Source organism: Anaerolinea thermophila UNI-1, from assembly GCF_000199675.1.
Classification (GTDB): Bacteria; Chloroflexota; Anaerolineae; order Anaerolineales; family Anaerolineaceae; genus Anaerolinea; species Anaerolinea thermophila.
On the sequence record NC_014960.1, the window covers coordinates 3,118,895 to 3,137,636 of the forward strand.

The 18,742-nt window shown below is 57.3% G+C and carries 16 protein-coding genes and 1 CRISPR repeat array (1 of these 17 only partly in view); of the genes, 9 read left to right on the forward strand and 7 right to left on the reverse strand.

Annotated features, from left to right (window positions below; genetic code table 11):
* Positions 1-63: 63 nt before the first annotated feature.
* The 8 genes from ANT_RS14070 to ANT_RS14105 all read left to right on the forward strand — a co-directional run bounded on the left by ANT_RS14070 (position 64) and on the right by ANT_RS14105 (position 6,927).
* Positions 64-1,224, forward strand: coding sequence for a COG1470 family protein (locus tag ANT_RS14070; protein ID WP_013561194.1), 1,161 nt, complete (start codon positions 64-66; stop codon positions 1,222-1,224).
* Positions 1,225-1,251: 27 nt separating this feature from the next.
* The gene (locus ANT_RS14075; protein WP_013561195.1) at positions 1,252-2,196 is read left to right on the forward strand and encodes an ABC transporter ATP-binding protein; all 945 of its coding nucleotides are present in this window, start codon (positions 1,252-1,254) and stop codon (positions 2,194-2,196) included.
* A complete protein-coding gene (locus ANT_RS14080) occupies positions 2,183-3,160 on the forward strand; it encodes an ABC transporter permease (protein ID WP_013561196.1) in 978 nt (325 codons plus the stop codon). The genes ANT_RS14075 and ANT_RS14080 overlap by 14 nt, the downstream gene beginning before the upstream one ends.
* 261 nt (positions 3,161-3,421) lie before the next feature.
* Positions 3,422-3,871, forward strand: a complete 450-nt coding sequence (locus ANT_RS14085; RefSeq protein ID WP_013561197.1) for an SRPBCC family protein — start codon at positions 3,422-3,424, stop codon at positions 3,869-3,871.
* Positions 3,868-4,227 (forward strand): YrdB family protein, encoded by a 360-nt coding sequence (locus ANT_RS14090; protein WP_013561198.1) that lies wholly within the window; start codon positions 3,868-3,870, stop codon positions 4,225-4,227. Before ANT_RS14085 ends, ANT_RS14090 begins: the two co-directional genes overlap by 4 nt.
* Positions 4,228-4,551: 324 nt before the next feature.
* Positions 4,552-4,755 carry a 30S ribosomal protein S21 gene (rpsU, locus tag ANT_RS14095; RefSeq protein ID WP_013561199.1) on the forward strand — a complete coding sequence of 68 codons (204 nt, stop codon included), beginning with the start codon at positions 4,552-4,554 and terminating at the stop codon, positions 4,753-4,755.
* Positions 4,756-4,791: 36 nt separating this feature from the next.
* The gene (infA, locus tag ANT_RS14100; protein WP_049784919.1) at positions 4,792-5,046 is read left to right on the forward strand and encodes a translation initiation factor IF-1; all 255 of its coding nucleotides are present in this window, start codon (positions 4,792-4,794) and stop codon (positions 5,044-5,046) included.
* 87 nt (positions 5,047-5,133) lie between these two features.
* Complete coding sequence (locus ANT_RS14105) at positions 5,134-6,927, forward strand: SLC13 family permease (RefSeq protein ID WP_041455066.1); 1,794 nt, start codon at positions 5,134-5,136, stop codon at positions 6,925-6,927.
* Positions 6,928-6,957: 30 nt separating this feature from the next.
* Here ANT_RS14105 and ANT_RS14110 read toward each other — a convergent pair whose 3' ends face one another.
* From ANT_RS14110 to ANT_RS14130, 5 genes are all read right to left on the reverse strand, one after another.
* Positions 6,958-7,854 (reverse strand): sensor domain-containing diguanylate cyclase, encoded by an 897-nt coding sequence (locus ANT_RS14110; protein WP_041455067.1) that lies wholly within the window; start codon positions 7,852-7,854, stop codon positions 6,958-6,960.
* A gap of 188 nt (positions 7,855-8,042) precedes the next feature.
* Positions 8,043-9,050, reverse strand: a complete 1,008-nt coding sequence (locus ANT_RS14115; RefSeq protein WP_013561203.1) for a dihydroorotate dehydrogenase-like protein — start codon at positions 9,048-9,050, stop codon at positions 8,043-8,045.
* A 79-nt stretch (positions 9,051-9,129) separates the two neighbouring features.
* The gene (nifJ, locus tag ANT_RS14120) at positions 9,130-12,702 is read right to left on the reverse strand and encodes a pyruvate:ferredoxin (flavodoxin) oxidoreductase (RefSeq protein WP_013561204.1); all 3,573 of its coding nucleotides are present in this window, start codon (positions 12,700-12,702) and stop codon (positions 9,130-9,132) included.
* Between the two features lie 224 nt (positions 12,703-12,926).
* Positions 12,927-15,230 (reverse strand): single-stranded-DNA-specific exonuclease RecJ, encoded by a 2,304-nt coding sequence (recJ, locus tag ANT_RS14125; protein WP_013561205.1) that lies wholly within the window; start codon positions 15,228-15,230, stop codon positions 12,927-12,929.
* Between the two features lie 168 nt (positions 15,231-15,398).
* Positions 15,399-16,208, reverse strand: a complete 810-nt coding sequence (locus ANT_RS14130) for a transposase (RefSeq protein ID WP_172634560.1) — start codon at positions 16,206-16,208, stop codon at positions 15,399-15,401.
* A 167-nt stretch (positions 16,209-16,375) separates the two neighbouring features.
* On the opposite strand from ANT_RS14130, the gene ANT_RS14135 reads away from it, so the two are divergent.
* Positions 16,376-16,636, forward strand: a complete 261-nt coding sequence (locus ANT_RS14135; RefSeq protein WP_013561206.1) for a stage V sporulation protein S — start codon at positions 16,376-16,378, stop codon at positions 16,634-16,636.
* 15 nt (positions 16,637-16,651) lie between these two features.
* Here the strand turns inward: ANT_RS14135 and ANT_RS14140 are convergent, their stop codons facing one another.
* Together ANT_RS14140 and ANT_RS14145 are read right to left on the reverse strand one after the other, a co-directional pair.
* Positions 16,652-17,308 carry a deoxynucleoside kinase gene (locus ANT_RS14140; RefSeq protein WP_013561207.1) on the reverse strand — a complete coding sequence of 219 codons (657 nt, stop codon included), beginning with the start codon at positions 17,306-17,308 and terminating at the stop codon, positions 16,652-16,654.
* 54 nt (positions 17,309-17,362) lie between these two features.
* A complete protein-coding gene (locus ANT_RS14145; RefSeq protein WP_013561208.1) occupies positions 17,363-18,103 on the reverse strand; it encodes a DsbA family protein in 741 nt (246 codons plus the stop codon).
* Between the two features lie 481 nt (positions 18,104-18,584).
* Positions 18,585-18,742: a CRISPR direct-repeat array (repeat unit 37 nt); it runs 8,616 nt beyond the window's last position.

The window sequence follows — 18,742 nt, forward strand, 5'->3', positions numbered from 1 at the left end:
GTATCCCCGCGTCCTTCACCCTCATTCACAATTCAATACCCTTGCATCCAAAGGAGGTAGAAGATGAAACGTCTGGTAACGTTCCTGATGACTCTCTTGCTGATCTTCTCACTGGGTGCATCCGTGCAAACCGCGCACGCTCAGGATGCCGATGTCCTCAAATTGACCACCACCTATCCGGGTGTGGTTGTAGGACTGGGCGAGGGCGTGTCGTTTGATTTAAAGGTCAGCGTCAGCGATGCCCCGCACATTGTCAAACTGGAAGTAACGCAACTGCCGGAGGGCTGGACGGCAACCCTGCGCGGCGGGGGTAAGACCATCCAGTCGGTGTATGTAGAACCCGGCAAGGATGTCACCGTGGACCTGCGCCTGGACCAGCCCAAAGAGGTGAAATCCGGCACTTTCAACGTGCTGGTGACTGCCGCGGCTGACGGCTTGAAAGCCCAACTGCCCTTACAGGTGACGGTGAAGGAAAAACAACCCGCCCGCCTGACCCTGACCACCGACCTGCCGACCATCAAAGGCGGTCCGACTTCGACCTTCTCGTACGATGTGACCCTCAAGAATGAGGGCGATGAGGATATGACCGTTTCGCTCAGCGCTTCAGCCCCGGCGGGCTTCCAGGTGACCTTCCGGCTGGGCGCGCAGGACGTGACCTCGTTCCCCATCAACGCCCGCGAGACCAAACGCCTGACCGTGCGGGCTGAGCCGTATGTGGAACTTCCTGCCGGCACTTACCCGCTGAAATTCACCGTGCAGAGCGGCGAGGTGCAAGCCAGCCTGGACCTGCAAGCCGAAGTGACCGGACAAGCCACCCTCTCGCTCACCGCCCCGGATGGGCGTCTCTCGGCGCAGGTGCGCTCCGGGCGCGAGACCCCGCTCAAACTGGTGGTGCGCAACACCGGCACGGCTCCGGCGCGCGGTATCAAACTGTCTTCCAGCGAACCCAGCGGCTGGAAGGTGGCCTTTGAGCCGGAGAGCATCGAAGAAATTGCCGCGGGCGAAGAAGTGACTGTAACCGTCAAGGTCAAACCGGCAGACAACGCTCTGGCGGGCGACTACATGCTCACCCTGCGGGCGGCGCCGACGGGCGGCTCGACCAAATCCGCCGATTTCCGCATCACCGTGCTGACCTCTACCTTGTGGGGACTGGTGGGCATCATCCTGATTGCGGTGGCAGTTGGGGTTGTCCTGCTGGCTGTGATGCGCTTTGGACGCCGCTAATCCCTCTGCCCGAAAGGAGGGTATCCTATGCGTGACGTGATTGTGACCCGCGACCTGACCAAACGCTACGGCGAGTTTACCGCCGTGGACCGCCTGAACCTGACCGTGCGTCAGGGCGAGGTGTTTGGTTTGCTGGGTCCCAACGGCGCCGGAAAGACCACCACCATTTTGATGATTCTCGGGCTGACCGAGCCATCCGCCGGTCAGATTGAGGTGCTGGGGTACGACCCTGCGCGCCAGCCGCTGACGGTCAAATCGCGGGTGGGTTACCTGCCCGATCAGGTGGGATTTTACGATGAACTCACCGCGCTGGAAAACCTGCACTACATTGCCCGCCTGAACGGTTTGAACGGCAAAAATGCCGAGACTCGCATGCAAACCGCGCTGGAAAAGGTGGGACTGCAGTCCGTGGCAAATAAACGGGTGGGCGCCTTCTCGCGCGGGATGCGTCAGCGCCTGGGCGTGGCGGAAGTCCTGCTCAAACAGCCGGAAATTATCATCATGGATGAGCCCACTCAGGGCTTGGACCCTGAAGGCGCGCGCGAGTTCCTGCAACTGGTGCAGTCCCTGAAAGAGGAAGGCATCACCATTCTGCTGTCCTCGCACCTTTTGCATCAGGTGCAAGCCATCTGCGACCGCGTGGGCTTGTTCAACCGCGGGCGCATGGAACTGGTGGGCACGGTGGACGAACTGGCGCGCAGGGTGCTCGGCAGAGCCTTCCGCGTGGTGATGGAAGTGGATGACATCACCCCGGAATTGACCAAAGCCTTAAAGAAAGTGCCGGGCGCGGTGGACGTGTACCCGCTGGAGGGCAAGCGCCTTGCCGTGGAAGCCTCGGGCGAGATTCGCCACGAGGTGGCGCAGGCGGTCATCCAATCCGGTCGGCGCCTGTTGGGCATGTACATGGAAGCCCAAAATCTGGATGAAATTTACGCCCATTACTTCAAGGAGGTGGAACATGGCGCTCGCTGAACGTGTGCAGTCTCGCCGTGAAGGGTCGCCGTGGACCGGGCTTTGGGCGGTGGTTGCCAAAGAAATGGCAGACCATCTGACCAGCGCGCGCATGCGCATTCTGGAGTTGCTCATCCTGCTCACCGCCGGAGGGACGGTGTACGTTGCCATGCAACAAATCCGCTCGGCGGGCATCAGCGAGCAGTTTGTCTATTTGCGCCTGTTTACCCTGGCACAGGACCCCCTGCCGGCGCTGGTGGGTTTCCTGGTCTTCCTCGTGCCGCTCATTGCCATTGCCCTGGGGTTTGACGCCGTCAACGGCGAGTTCAACCGCAAGACGATGTCACGCATCCTCTCTCAGCCCATTTACCGCGATGCTCTGTTGATGGGTAAGTTCCTTGCCGGGCTGTTCACGCTGGCGCTGGTGTTCACCGCCATCTGGCTGTTGATTTTCGGCATGGGCATGATTGGGCTGGGGGTGGCTCCCGGCAGTGAGGACGTGGGGCGCCTGCTGTGGTTCCTGGTGGCGACCGTGTTCTATGGAGGCATCTGGCTGGCGCTGGCGCAAATGTTCTCGGTGACCTTCCGCCAGCCCGCCACCGCCGCGCTGGCATCCATCGCCGTGTGGCTGTTCTTCACCGTCTTCTGGGAGATTCTTGCCGGACTGCTGGCGCAGGCTCTGCGTCCCGTCCAGTTTGGGCTGGCGCAGGAAATCCTCGGGCAGGCGCAACTGCAGATGACGCTGGAGCGCTTCTCGCCCAACACTCTCTACGCCGAGAGCATGGTGGCACTGCTCAACCCGACGGTGCGCTCGCTGGGGCTGGTCCTGCCCAGCCAACTGCAGGGCGCTATCCTGGGCACACCCCTGCCGCTCAGTCAGAGCCTTTTGCTCATCTGGCCTCACCTTACCGGTCTGATTGCGGTAACCATCCTGATCTTTGCGCTGTCTTACGTACTCTTCCAGCGCCAGGAAATCCGCGCGTAAACGGCAAATTGGCAGACAAAAAAGCCTCCCGTTTTCACATGGGAGGCTTTTCTCGTATCAGGAAAAAATCTCTCCATTCCGTTTGAAAACTTGCTTTTTGTTTGACTAAAAAGAGGTAAAATATCATATATACACAACGGTATATCGAATACCAGCATGTGCTGAGCAACAAAGGAATGATTCGGGGGAATTGAGATTCAACTCTCTTCGGTGTTCTTTTGGGGTATATCGGTTGAAAAAATATGTGGTCTGGAGAGGTCTATGAAAATCGATTCCCGCGCACCCTTGAGCGCCAGAGAGGAAATCCTCATCTCCGCGCCGGTTGAGCAAGTATGGTCAGCCATGAGCGAAATTGACCGGTGGGCTGAATGGCAGTCGGATGTGACTGCCGCGAAATTAGACGGCGAGTTGAAAGCAGGCACAACTTTCCACTGGAAAGCCAAAGGGCTGAACATCGTCTCGACCATTCAGGTATGCGAACCGATGCGCCGGATTGGCTGGACGGGAAATTCTCCGGGAATGCAGGCTGTCCATCTCTGGACGTTCGAGCCGAGTGCAGAAGGTACGCTGGTCACGACAGAAGAATCCTTATCGGGCTGGTTTGCCCGCCTGCTGAAAGTGCTCGATGCCCAATTCCTGCAAAAATCTCTGCTTCAATCCCTGCAGGTATTGAAAGAGCATGTAGAAGGAAAGCAAAGAGGGTTGCCATGAGTTCACATCCCATCAATGCAGGACTGCGCTTTTTCCTGGAGATTGCCGCGCTGGTGTCGCTGGGCATGTGGGGCTGGCAAAAAGGGGAAGGCTGGCTCAGATTTTTGTTTGCCATTGGGCTTCCGCTGGCGGCGGCGATTCTCTGGGCAACCTTCCGCGTACCCAACGATCCGGGAAATGCGCCGGTTGCCATTCCCGGGATTCTGCGGCTGGCGCTGGAAGCGGGCTTGTTTACCTTTGCCGTGTGGGGACTCCACGCAACAGGGCGGACTCCGTGGGCATGGGGGCTTGGGATTGTGGTGGCTTTGCATTATATCACCTCATACGACCGCATCCTCTGGCTTATTAAGCAGTAAAAAAGCGCATCATTTTTCCTGTAAAATTCCCGGGCAGAGGGGAAGAGTCTCCATGCCATTCGACAAACGGCTCTTCCCTTCTCAAAAAGGCGATTCATTTGTATAATCAGGAACGCTGGTGAAAACTCGCCAGAGGCAGGTTTGTACCTGCTGGCGGGCGACCTTCGTTCTGAATTGAGATGAGGGACAGAAGGAGTGAATGCAACCGAAAGAAGCGAATGAACTGGATGATGTATTCCGTGACTTGCTGAAACTCGGCTGCATTCGCAAAACCCAGCCGAGTTTTTTACGCATCCTTCGCAGAGAAGGGAGGTGAGATCAGGCATGACGATAGTCGTTCTGCGCCCTAACGAATCGCAAGATCAGCTCTTGAAGCGCTTCCGCAAGAAGGTCGTCAAGAGCGGCGTGCTCAGCACCGTCCGCCGCAAGCGCTGGTTTGTCAGCAAGAGCGAACTGCGACGCGTGGAGAAGAAAAAGGCTCTGCGCCGCCTTAAACGCCGTCAGTACACCAAGATGGCTGAAATGTAAGCCCGCAGGGTAAGGTTTTGCGGGAGGAGAATGCCCATGGCAAAAGAAGAAGAGAAGATTCAGGTTGACGGTACAATTGTCGAAGCCCTGCCGGGCACACAGTTCAAGGTGCGTCTGGACAACGGTCACGAGGTGCTGGCGTACCTCTCCGGCAGGATGCGCAAATACTACATTCGCATTCTGCTGGGGGATCGGGTGCGGGTAGAGATGTCTCCCTACGATTTGACGCGCGGGCGCATTGTGTATCGTCAGAAGAAAACCAGCGAAGGCATCGTCGAGGAAGAGTTCTAGCCTGAATCTCTGCGTTGATTATGGTAAACCGCCACGTCACGGGATGTGGCGGTTTTTAATTGTGCTACAATCTGCCCTATAGAAGAGATGGAATTTTCGGCGTTCTTCACTCTGGTGGTGATGCTTCTTGCCGCGGCGCTGTTCATCAGCGAACGGGTGCGCCCGGATCTGGTGGCGCTGATTGTGCTGGTGTTTCTAGGCGTCGGCGGGGTGGTTACGCCGCAGGAAGCCTTTGCCGGTTTCAGCGGCTCGGCGGTGATGACCATTCTGGGCATTTCCATCCTCTCCGAAGCCCTGCGCCAAACCGGCGTGACCCGCTGGCTGGGAGCGCGTATGCACCGCCTGGGCGCCGGTTCGGAAAAGCGCCTGATTCTCACCACCCTGCTGATCTCGGCAGGGCTTTCTTTGTTAATGAACAATATCGCCGTGGTGGGGGTGTTACTGCCCGCCGTGCTGGGACTGGCGCGGCGGAGCCGCACCTCTCCCTCCCGGCTGATGATGCCGCTGGCGTACGGCACTGCCCTGGGGGGCATGGCAACCCTGCTGACCACCGCCAACCTCATCGTCAGCAATGCCCTCAAAGATGCCGGTCATCAGCCTTTTGGGTTGCTGGATTTCTTTCCCATTGGCGCGCCGCTGGTGGCGATGGGCGCAGTCTATATGGTGACTTTTGGCATGCGCCTGATGCCGCGCTATATGCGCGAGGATGAAACGCTTCCTCAGCAACTGCACGAAAAACTCAGCCATCTGTACGGGCTTGCCCGCCGTCTGTACGAAATCGAAGTGCTTGCCGCCTGCCCGCTGGCGGGGCAAACCCTGCGCGAGGCACGCTGGCTTCAGCGCACTGGCTTGCGCATCCTCACCGTGCGCCCGCAGGGGCGCATTAACCTGCCGCCCTTTGCCGGGATGAGAATTCACGCTGGCGATGTGCTGGTAGTGCAGGGCAGTCTTCAAATGGAACGCCTTGAGGAATTGGGATTGCGCTTCCTGCGCGCCCTGCCCGATTTATCTCCCATTGCCGAAAGCGGGCTTTCACTGGCAGAGATTATCGTTGCGCCGCACGGCGGGTTAATCGGGCGCACCCTGCAGGAAACCCGCTTTAATGAGACCTATCAACTGCAGGTGCTGGGCATCTGGCGCGAGGGCGCGCCTCTGCTCGACGATTTGGGGACAATCCGCATTCGCGAAGGCGATACCCTGCTGGTGCAGGGATCTGCCGAACGTCTGCACCTTCTGCGCCGCAACCCGGACTGGATTGTGCTGGAAGAAGATCCCGACGCGCCGCTGAAGCCGGAGCGCTTCGGGCAGGCGCTGGGCATCACCGCGCTGACGCTGGGAATTGCCGCTTTCAATATCCTGCCGGTCTCACTGGCGGTGTTTGGCGGGGCGGTGTTACTCCTGCTGACCGGCTGTCTGGACATGCAGGAAACTTACCGTGTGATAGAGTGGAAAGCCATCTTCCTGATTGCCGGCATGTGGCCTCTCAGTACGGCAATGCGCACCAGCGGACTGGTCAACTACCTGCTGCAACCTCTCATTGGAGAGATGACCCACATTCCCGCCTGGCTGGTGGCGCTGGTGCTGATTCTGCTGGCGCTGTTCCTGACCCAAATCATGAGCGGACAGGTGGCGGCGCTGGTGCTTGCGCCGGTAGCGCTGACCCTCGCCAGCCGCCTGAACCTGGATGCGCGGGCGCTGGGCATGGCGGTAGCGCTGGGCTGTTCGCTCTCATTCCCTACGCCCTTCGGGCATCCCGTCAATGTGCTGGTGATGACGCCCGGCGGCTACACCTTCCGCGATTACTTCCGCGTGGGCATGCCGTTGACCCTGCTGGCGATTGTTTTCATCCTCTTGGGACTGCATTTCTTTTGGGGGATTTGACCCGGGCATTTTTGCCCAAGCAGGGCAGGATTAACCAACGGTAATTTGATTTTTGCCGCTTTGTTTGCTCTGATAAAGCAAGGAATCGGTTCTTTGGGTGATGGATTCCAGTGTGTCTTCTTTATCTAACAGGGTCGCACCAACCGAAACCGTAACGGTGATTTTTTGATCGCCCACCATCAAAAAACTCTTTTCTACAAAGACCCGTATACGCTCCGCGATGGTTTTTAACCCCGCAGGTGTGACGTTGGGCAGGAAGATTAACATCTCATCACCACCCCAGCGGATTAAGGTATCTGTTCCCCGCAGGGCGCTGGCAATCGAACGGCTCACCATGAGAAGCACACGATCCCCGATCAGGTGACCAAACGTGTCATTGATTTCCTTGAAGTTATCCACATCCAGAAAAACGACACCGCAGGGAACGTTAAACGCATTTAACTCGTAGAGGCGGGTTTGGAAAATCATTTCCGCATACCGTCTGTTCCCAATTTTTAACAGGGGGTCGATGAAAATTTCATTTTTAAGGTGTTCCAATTCCTGCAGAGTCTGCAAGGATTGAGTGCCATCGGAGAAAACTTCAATCCCGCCGATAACATTGCCCTGCTCATCCATCAGCGGTGAAACTCGAATATGCACGGGAACGCGATGCCCGTCTTTGTGATGGAGATATAACAGCGCTTCGCGCATTTTTCCGTCAGCCATGGTGGCATGAAGAGGGCATCCCTGTACACATAATTCGCGTCCATGAGAATCGATGTGTTTGAGAATGTTGTCCGAGCAGGCTTTCCCCAAAACCTCGTCTTTGCCGTACCCTGTTAACCGTTCAGAGGCTTTATTCCAGAAAGTGATTACCCTGTTTCTGTCAACGTAGTACACCCCGTCAAACAGGTTATCCAGCAATTCCAGGTATAAATCTTCGGACATCTTCTCATTCCCCTGCACTCTTTATATTCTACTCAGTTTGTCCAATTTTAAGGCGGGGTAATTATACTCCATGTTATTCTTCCATCTGCTTTATCCCCTCGTTATCATTTCTCAAAGCAGGTACGCGCCCAAATTAAAAAAACATCCCCCCGACAAGCCAGCGGGGGGATAGGGTACACCTTTGATTTTTAGTACAGTTTCCGGTTATCAAACGTCTGCAGGGCTTTGAGGTAGTTGGCGCGCTCGAAGGCGGCTGGCTCGGCTACCGCTTTCTGGCTCATGCTCCCCTGCATCTGACTGACCGATTCATATTCAAAAGTCTCCATCCAGGCGTTCATATCGGTGAGGATTTCGCCGATGCGCTTCAAACCGTTCTGAATCAGTTCCGAAGCCAGCATGGTGACTTTCGCGCCCGCCATCATGGCTTTAAGCACCGCCTGAGCGTCATGCACGCCCGAGGTGAGCGCCAGATCGCACGGCACGCGCCCGTACAGAATGGCAACCCAGCGCAGGGGCAGGCGCAGTTCGGCGGGCGTGCTGAGTTGCAGTGCCGGGGTCACCTCCAGGGTTTCAATATCCAGATCGGGCTGGATGAAGCGGTTGAACAGCACCAGCCCTTTGGCGCCTGCTCCCGCCAGACGCCTTGCCAGGTTGGGCAAAGCGGTGAAGAAGGGGCTGAGTTTGACTGCCACCGGGATGCTCACCCGACTGCAAACTTCCGAGACCAAATCTACATAATTCTGTTCCAGTTCCTGCGCGGTGATGTCGGTATCGGTGGGAATGTAGTACATGTTCAATTCCAGCGCATCGGCTCCGGCTTCTTCAATCTTGCGAGCGTATTCCACCCAACCGCCCGCCGAAACGCCGTTCAAACTGCCGATAATGGGAATGCTCACCGCTTCTTTGGCGCGGCGGATGAGATTCAGGTACTCTTCTGGACCGATGTTGTAATTTTCCAGATCGGGAAAGTAACTGAGCGCCTCGGCAAAGGACTCGGTGCCGCGGTTGAGGAAGTGATCCAGCGCCAGGCTTTCGTGGGTAATCTGTTCCTCGAACAACGAGTACATCACCACCGCCGAAGCGCCGGCTTCTTCCAGACGGCGAATGCCTTCCAGTTTCTTGGAAAGCGGAGATGCCGAAGCCACCACCGGGTTTTTCAGGGTCAATCCCAGATAGGTCGCAGTTAAATTTGCCATATTCCTTCCCTCCTGTTTTCTCAATGATAAAAGAAGCGCCTCTCACAGGCAAGCCCATGAGAGGCGCACTGTACGGGCTTTAGTCGTTCCCGTTGGACTTATATTGAATGGCTGCCATTTGCTTGTAGAGTTCCCAGCGCTTGCGGGCATCTTCGCGGGCCTGTTGCATCAGCATTTCGGCGCGGGCTTCGTCCGCCTGAACCAGCATGCGGTAGCGGGTCTCGTTGTAGGCGTATTCCTGTACGTCCACCGAGGGGTCTTTGGAGTCAATGATGAGCGGGTTCTTGCCTTCCAGTGCCAGCATGGGGTTGTAGCGGTACATGGGCCAGACGCCGGAGTTGACCGCCAGTTTCTGCTGGTCCAGCCCTTTGCGCATGTCGATGCCGTGCGCGATACAGTGGCTGTAGGCAATAATCAGCGAAGGACCTTCGTAGGCATCCGCCTCAAGGAAGGCGCGCAGGGTCTGCTGGTCGTTAGCCCCCATGGCAACGCGTGCCACGTACACATACCCATAGGACATGGCAATCATCCCCAGGTCCTTCTTGGGTAAGCCCTTACCGCTCATGGCAAACTTGGCAACCGCCGCGCGCGGGGTGGACTTGGATGCCTGACCGCCGGTGTTGGAGTACACCTCGGTATCCAGCACCAAGATATTGACATTGCGCCCGGACGCCAGCACATGATCCAGACCGCCGTAGCCGATATCGTATGCCCAACCGTCACCGCCGACAATCCACACGCTCTTACGCACCAGGTAATCTGCCACGTTGAGCAGGTTGAAGGCGCGCGGGTCTTTAATGCCCTTGAGGATTTCCTTCAGCGCGGCAACGCGCTTGCGCTGTTCGCGCACACCCGCTTCGGTGCTTTGATCGGCTTCCAGAATGGCGGCGCTCAGGTCACTGCCCACCAGTCCGGAGAGGTCTGTCAGCAGTTCGCGGGCGTACTCGTTGAGTTTGTCGATGGTCAGGCGGAAGCCCAAACCGAACTCGGCGTTGTCTTCAAAGAGCGAGTTGGACCAGGCGGGACCGAGTCCTTCGGCATTCTTTGCCCACGGGGTGGTAGGCAGGTTGCCGCCGTAAATCGAGGAACAGCCGGTGGCGTTGGCAATCACGGCGCGCTCGCCAAACAACTGCGAAAGCAGTTTGACGTAGGGCGTCTCGCCACAGCCGGCGCAGGCGCCGGAGAATTCGAACAGTGGGCGCAGTAACTGCGAATTTTTGACCGTGGTGGGCGCAACCGCAGTCGGATCCACATCCGGCAGGCTGAGGAAGAAGTTCCAGTTTTCGCGTTCCTGCTCGCGGATGGGCGGCTGAGGCGCCATGTTGATGGCTTTGCGTCCTGCTTGGGTCTTGTCCTTGGCGGGGCAGGCTTCCACGCACAGTGCGCATCCGGTGCAGTCTTCCGGCGCTACCTGAATGGTGAACTTGGTGTTGGGGAATTCCTTGAATTTGGCGTCGATAGACTTGAAGGTCGCCGGGGCGTTTGCCAGCAGTTCCGGTTCGTACACCTTCATGCGGATGACGGCGTGCGGACATACCATGGCACATTTACCGCACTGGATGCACAAATCAGGCTCCCACACCGGGATTTCCAGAGCGATGTTGCGTTTTTCATACTGCGCCGTGGCGGTGGGGAAAGTGCCGTCCACCGGCATGGCAGAGACGGGCAGGTTATCGCCCTCAAAGACCATCATCGGCGCCAGCACGTCGCGCACGAATTCAGGCGCTTCGGGTCCAACTGCCGGGCGGCGGCTGAAGGTGCTGGTCACCTGATCGGGGACTTTCACTTCATACAGGTTTGCCAGGGTTTGATCCACGGCTTCAAAGTTCTTCTGCACCACGGCTTCGCCACGCTTGCCGTAGGTCTTCTGGATGGCTTTCTTAATCTCGGCGATGGCTTGTTCGCGCGGCAGGACGCCGGAGATGGCAAAGAAGCAGGTCTGCATGATGGTGTTGATGCGCTGCCCCATGCCAGTGCGGTTCGCCACTTCGTAAGCGTCGATGACGTAGAACTTCAGTTTCTTTTCGATGATGTCCTTCTGCACCTCGCGCGGCAGGTGATTCCAGACCTCATCCGGTCCGTAAATACTGTTGAGCAGGAAGACCGCGCCGGGTTTGGCGTAGCGGGTGATATCCAGGCGCTCCAGGAAGGAGAACTGGTGGCAAGCCACGAAATCTGCCTGGCGAATCAGGTAGGGAGCGCGCAGGGGCTTGGGACCAAAGCGCAGGTGCGAAATGGTCACCGAGCCGGATTTCTTGGAGTCGTACACAAAGTAGCCCTGAGCGTTGTTCTCGGTTTCTTCGCCGATAATCTTGATGGAGTTCTTATTGGCACCCACCGTGCCATCGGAGCCCAAACCGAAGAAGACGCACTGCACGGTTGAGGAGTCAAGGATTTCAAAGTCGGGGTCATAATCCAGACTGGTGAAGGACACATCATCCACGATACCCACGGTGAAGTGATTCTTGGGCTGGCTCTTCTTGAGTTCGTCAAAGACGGCTTTGACCATGCCAGGGGTGAACTCTTTGGAAGACAAGCCATAGCGCCCACCTATCATGGTGGGTAGGGTCTTGAAGGGGGCAAAGCCACCCGCCAGCCCTTCGGTGACGGCGGTAACCACGTCCTGATAGAGCGGTTCACCCGCCGAACCGGGCTCTTTGGTGCGGTCGAGGACAGCGATGGCTTTGGTGGTAGCAGGGAGCGCCGCCAGCAGGTGTTTGGCAGAGAAGGGGCGGTACAGGTGTACGGTCACCACACCGACCTTTTCACCGCGTTCCACCAGGTATTTGGCGGTTTCCTCGGCAGTTTCGGCACCCGAGCCCATCAGGACAATGACACGCTCAGCATCCGGTGCACCAGCATATTCAAAGAGATGATAGGCGCGCCCGGTCAGTTGGGCAAAGCGATCCATGGTCTTCTGAACGATTTCCGGCGTGCGGGCGTAGAAGGGGTTGACCGTCTCACGTCCCTGGAAGTACACATCGGGGTTCTGCGCCGTGCCGCGCAGAACGGGATGATCGGGGCTGAGCGCACGCTTGCGGTGTTCAGCGATAAGTTCATCGGAAATCATCGCGCGCATGTCGTCTTCGGTGAGTTCTTCAATCTTCTGCACTTCATGAGAGGTGCGGAAACCGTCGAAGAAGTGAAGGAAAGGCACACGGGCTTCCAGCGTGGCGGCGTGGGCAATCAACGCCATGTCGTGAGCTTCCTGCACCGAGCGGGATGCCAGCAAGGCAAAGCCAGTCTGACGGGTCGCCATCACGTCGGAGTGGTCACCGAAAATGGAAAGCGCCTGCGCCGCCAACGCACGCGCCGAAACGTGAATCACCAGCGGGGTGAGTTCACCGGCAATTTTGTACATATTGGGAATCATCAAGAGCAAGCCCTGAGAGGCGGTAAAGGTAGTGGAAAGCGCCCCCGATTGCAGAGCGCCGTGCACCGCGCCTGCCGCGCCGCCCTCGGACTGCATTTCTACCACCAGCGGTACGGTGCCCCACAGATTCTTGACCTTCTTCGCCATCCATTCATCTGACCATTCTCCCATGGCGGAAGAAGGGGTAATGGGGTAAATGGCAATGACCTCGCTGGCGCGGTAGGCCACCCGCGCAACCGCCTCATTGCCATCCAAAGTAATTTTTTGACGATTGCTCATAACCACACTCCTGTAAAAATGATTTCAGACATGCGGATCTGCCCCCTGCAGAGATTTCCTTTGCTATTTCACTGGTCTGAACAGGTTCGAGCCTGTCAATCTAAAGAGTTTATGTCCAAACATCTAAATCGGATAGTAATATATTTCTTAACAAAAAATGGGATTTGTCATAAAACCCCTCAACCATTTTATGCAGGTTGTGCCTTATTAAAGCCCCAAACCGGTTACGAAAACAGAGACATGCGTTGGGCGCTGAGGTAAAAGCGACGGTAGGCGGCAGTTTCCTCCAGGGCGGTTTGTAACTGTTTCTGGTAAGCAGGGGCTTCGCCGGTGGGCTGGCGCGTGCCCTCTGAAATGATGACTCCCGTATCGGTAAAGCGCACCCGCACAAAACCGCAGGCTTCAAGATAGCACAACCCCAAACGCACCGCCGCTTCGCTTTGTGCGGTCAGCCCCGCCAGTTTTTCCAGCGTCACGGTGCGTTTCTGGCGCATCATGAATTTAACCAGACCCGCCAACCGCTGCAGAAACGGCTCGGTCTCCTCCGTTTGAGGGTTTACCCCAAACAGTACCACCTGTTTGGGCTTAACCTGCTCCAGGGCTTTGCGCAGAACACTATTGGAAGGCGGCACCGTCCAGACGATGAGCATATCTGCAGGCTGCAGAGCAGTGCGGTCGCGGGCAATCTGGCTCAGGTGCTCCAGCGCCTCCCCCTCGCCCCAAACCTGGACATAGGGGGCTTCTGCCATCATTCTTTCCAAAAGTGGCAAGGGATGCGCCTCAGCACGGTAATCCATCACCTCGAGCATGCCGTACAGATCAATTTGCTCCACCTGGCGCGGGCGCCAGTCCAGCCACTCCACCTGAACATCGCGCGTACCCTGATAGGTGGATGCTCGCAGGGTACAGGCAAGGTCGAACCAGCCTTCAGGCAAGTCCGCGTTTGCCCCATTCCACCACAACACCCCCCGCTCGTTGCCCATGCGGTCTTCAACGGTAATGCGCAGATGGTCGTCATTGCGTCCGATAGCAATGACGTTGCTAATGCGCACATCCGGCACCATCAAAGCGGGGGTAGGGTTACCCGGACCAAAAGGCGCCAATTGCTCCAGGGCTTCGGCAACCTTGAGATGAATCTCTTCCAGGCGCAGGACGGCTTCCAACTGCAAGGTGCGTTCGGGCAAGCCACCCAGCGCGTCCACCTGCGCCTGCACCTGGCGTGTCAGACAGGCGCGGAAAGCAGGCAGTTGCTCTGCCATCAGCGCCAGCCCCGCCGCCATAGGATGCCCGCCAAAACCAATCAAGAGGTCCTTGCAGGCCGTGATCGCGGCGGTGATGTCCACCCCTTCAATGGAGCGGGCAGAACCGCGCAGAATTCCGCTTGATGAAGCACTCATCAGAATCACCGGGCGATGGTAGCGTTGGGCCAAATGTGACGCGGCAATGCCGATCACCCCGGGTGCCCATTGGGAATTTTCCAGAATCAGCACCGGTGCGCGCAAGAGGGATGAATCGGTGCGCAAGCGGTCTTCCGCCGCCGCCAGCACCTGCGCAGTGAGAAATTGGCGGCGCATGTTGAGGATTTCCAGTTCTTCCGCCAACACCCGCGCGCGGGCTTCATCGGTGGTGGTCAGCAATTCCACTGCCGGATTGGCATCCCCCAGACGCCCCAGTGCGTTCAGGCGCGGCGCCAGCACGAAACCCAGGTGTTCCTCGTTCAGCCACAACCGAGACACCTCGGCGCGCTCCAGCACTGCCCGGACACCCAGCCGTTTGCCGCGGCGCAGTTCCTGCAAGCCCTGCTGCAGCAGGTAGCGGGTATCGCCAATTTGCAGGGCGACATCGGCAACAATGCCCAGCGCCACCAGGTCCAGCAGTTCCTGCGCCCGTTCGGGCTGCCCAGCACGGGTGAGCAGTGCCAGCGCCAGTTGATAGGCTACCCCCACCCCGGGCAAGCCGCACATGGGGTGATTCTCCGGGAGCAGGCGCGGGGTGAGGTGTGTCAGTGCGGGGGGAAGGCGTTCGCCCAGCAGGTGGTGATCGGTGACAATGACTTCCAAACTGCGCTCGCGGGCGTATTCCAGGGCTTCAAAGGCGGTGATGCCCGTATCGCAGGTAATCATCAGGTCGGCGCCCTGTTCGAGAATTTTCTCCAGATATGGAATGTTGACGCCGTGGCCTTCGGTTTCGCGCACCGGCACGTGATAGCGCGGCTCCGCCCCCAGCCAGCGCAGGGTTTGCACCAGCAGAGCGGTGGCAGTTTGCCCATCCACGTCAAAATCGCCCCAAACCCAGATGCGTTCACCGCGCTGAATCGCCCGGGAGATGCGCTGACAGGCAATCTCCATTCCCGGCAGGTCTTCAGGCGGGGCAGGCTGGTAGAAAGCCGGGTTAAGGAAGGCACGGGCGCGCTGCGGGTCAGTAATCCCGCGATGCGCCAAAATGCGCGCGATCAGCCCCTGCCCGCCGGTCACTTCCAGCAAAGCGGCAGGAATGCCGTTTTCACGCGGTTCAATCCACTGGAACATACCTCCATTATATCTGAGGGCACTGGATTGGGGCAGACTGAGGAAAAGGCAAAGCCAAACTGTAAAAATCCTGTTCTTTACAAATTGTACTAAAATGATATAGATTGAAACCTTGAAACTATACTCTAATTCTGCTCTGTTGCAAAGATAGGTTAGGAAGAGATACACCTAGCGGTGTATGTTGTAGACCAGTCCTTTGATAATCGGTTCTCGGTTTTGCAGGCTGCGTTTCCGCGAGCGGATGGCTTGCCCGAATTTGCGCTTGATGACCGAATTCACGGTTTCGGTCTTCCAGCGTTGACCATAGAGACCATCCAGGCGAGCCGCAGAGACAAGCTCGCTTCTTGCTCGTCGTTCAGGGGCCAGCAAATTTCCACCTCGCCGAACGGGTGGAATCAAGTCTTGAGGCCGGACAGTCCGACCATCGAACCCTGAATCGGCCAGCAAGACCCAAGCCCGACGTTTGGCAAACCGCCTGGCTTTGCGGCGCAGATAGCCCAGATAAGGGGCATCGCTACCTGGACCCCAGCCGGATTGCATCGCAAGGATGAATTGCGAGACAATTCCAACGGCATAAACGCCCTTCGCCCAGTGGCGATAGGCTTTTCCCGAACGGCTTTGGTAGTAAGAACTGGCCGGGCCGGGTGAGAAGCCGGTACTATCGGCAGCCACCCCTTCTTCTTCAGGCCGTCCGATTTCCTCGAGCAAGGTCTCGTTCATGCGCATCCAATCCGCTTTGCGTATCTTGGCGTAGGTACGTTGCAGGGTCGTATGATCGGGAACACGCGGTAATTCCAGCTCCTTACCAACCGCATCGCTTGCCAGCAGCCATTCTTCCATGTCGCGATAGCTGAGATTCAGGTAGAACATCAACAAAACACAGGCCCCCAACTGCGGCAACGTGAAGTGATGGGGACTCTTGGCATGTGAATACATCGGTAATGCTTGTTTGGCAAGCCGGTAGGCGATCCTCGCCACTCGGACGTATCTGCTTTCTCGTGTGGTCATACCGTATGTTTACCACATTTCAACCATGATTGCAACAGAGCACTCTAATTCCGTTAAAATTTGTTTAGGTATGTTCATGCCCCCTGTGCATTGAGCAGCATCCTGTACACACTGAACAACAAGGAAGGAGATTGGCGATGGACGTGATCAAGGTAAAGGCAAATTCGCGCACTGCGGCGGTTGCGGGGGCAATTGCCGGGGTTATCCGCGAACACAAGCATGCCGAAGTTCAGGCAATTGGCGCTGGAGCGGTCAACCAAGCCATCAAAGCACTCGTACTGGCAAAGGGGTACCTCGCCGAGGACGGAATTTCCATCGTCGCCGTACCGGAATTTGTAGATGTTGAAATTGACGGAAAGGTTCGCACCGCCATCAAACTCATCGTCGAGCCACGCTAATCGTCGTTCCTGCGCTCAGATTTGAGCAATTTCCTCCGGGTCGAAGATGACCTCTTCTTTCCCGGCAAGTTTTTCGTTGATTTTGCGCACCACCAGGTCTAAATGACGGGGGTGCGCAACGTAATTTAAGTGGTCGGCAGGCACGGTGAGCACCGGGCAGAGGGTAAAGGTCTCAATCCAGTGCTCGTAGAGGTCATTGAGCGCCTCAAGATATTCGCGGGAGATGCCACGCTCGTACTCGCGGTTGCGCTGAGCAATGCGCTCCATGAGGGTTTCGGGGCGCGCGCGCAGGTAAATCACCAGATCGGGCGGGGGCAGGAATTCCACAATGCCCTGATAGAGGGCACGGTAGGTGGCGTAATCGCGCTCATTCAGGTAGCCCTGGCGGTAGAGGTTGGCGGCAAAAATCTCGGCATCCTCATACACCGAACGATCCTGCACCACCGAGCCTGGGAAGAGGATAATCTGACGGTGAATTTGCAGACGGTTGGCAAGGAAGAACACCTGCGAGTGAAAACCCCACGCCGCCATGTTTTGATAGAAATCCGGGAGATACGGGTTGCGCGCCTCGGGCTCGTAAAAGGGCTGCCAGCCCAGTTTGGCGCACAGCAGTTTAACCAGCGTAGATTTTCCCACACCAATATTTCCCGCTACGGTGATATAGCGTTTCATCGCATCCCTCCTTTTCGATGTACGGCAAAAGAAAAGGGCGCCTGCCCGCGCGCCCTAACGGGGAATTTCCCCGTTGAGTTCCATTTGAATGACCTGCCTGAAGACTTCATAAGGCTGGGCGCCAATCAGCGCCAGACCGTTGATGAAAAAGGTCGGAGTGGATTGCACACCCAAATCGGCGGCGTAGGCGTAATCGGCTTCCACCTCGTCCTTGTAGCGATTCTCATCCAGGCACTGGGTGAAAGCCGTCATCTCCAACCCCACCTGCTTGCCGATTTCTTCAAAAGCCGCACGGCTGTATCCGCCCTCATAGGTAAACAGCCCGTCATGGTATTCCCAGTACTTGCCCTGTTCTCCGGCGCAGTTGGCGGCATTGGCAGAAGGGGCAGCATTGGCGTGCAAGCCGTAAAGGGGAAAATCGCGGTACACCAGGCGCACCTGACCGCCAAATTCTTCCTGAATGCGGGGCCAGACCTCCAGATGCCATTTGCGGCAGAAGGGGCATTCGTAATCGCTGAACTCGATGATGGTGATGGGCGCATCGGCGGGGCCGAAGGCAGGGTCGTCATCCACCGGCACATCGTAACGCTGTACCTGCTGAGGAACGTCCACGGCCTGGTTGGACTGCGCCAGTTGATTTTTCAGGGAATTGACTTCTTTTTGCAACGGCACGGCAAAGGCAAAATACGCCACCGCAAAGCCCAGGGCAAAGGCAACGGGCAGGGTGTACAGCCAGCGGAGGTTGCGGCGTGGTGCCGCGTTCGATACCTCTAAGGGATTCAGTTGCTCTTCCATGGCTTGATTATACCATCGGGATGGGGTGTTCTCATAACGAGCGGCAAAAACAGGATGGAGAAGAGCGAAAAAATGCCCATCCTCTGAGAACAGGGGGCAGGGATATCCTGCCTGATCCTGTCCATCTCGGTTACTTCGTCCCGCATGGATTGATTGGCTTCACCCGCCATCCACCCAACAGAGATTCATCGAGCGTCTCAGGCGGCAATCATGGCTCTGTTCACAACAGCAGTCGAAACATTACGGAAACGAGGCAATATCCCAACAGGCAAAGAAAGAAAAGCCAAAGGAATGAGAGAGCAACTGTGACAAGGGGATTAGGGGTCCTGTGCCATTTATCCATAACAGAATATTTACAAAATCAGTAGAAGCCCTCAGCCGCGCCCCCCGAACGGGGGTATCCACGAACGGATCGAGGGGGGTGCTGGCTCGGCAGGCTCGCCAACCGCCTTTTGCCAGAGTTTCAGCCGCGCCCCCCGAACGGGGGGTATCCACTAACGGATCGAGGGGGGTGCAACGCGAAGCAATTTGTTTAAGAGTTGCATGAAATATTCAGTTTCAGTATCCACTAACGGATCGAGGGGGGTGCTGGCTCGGCAAGCTCGCCAACCGCCTTTTGCCAGAGTTTCAGCCGCGCCC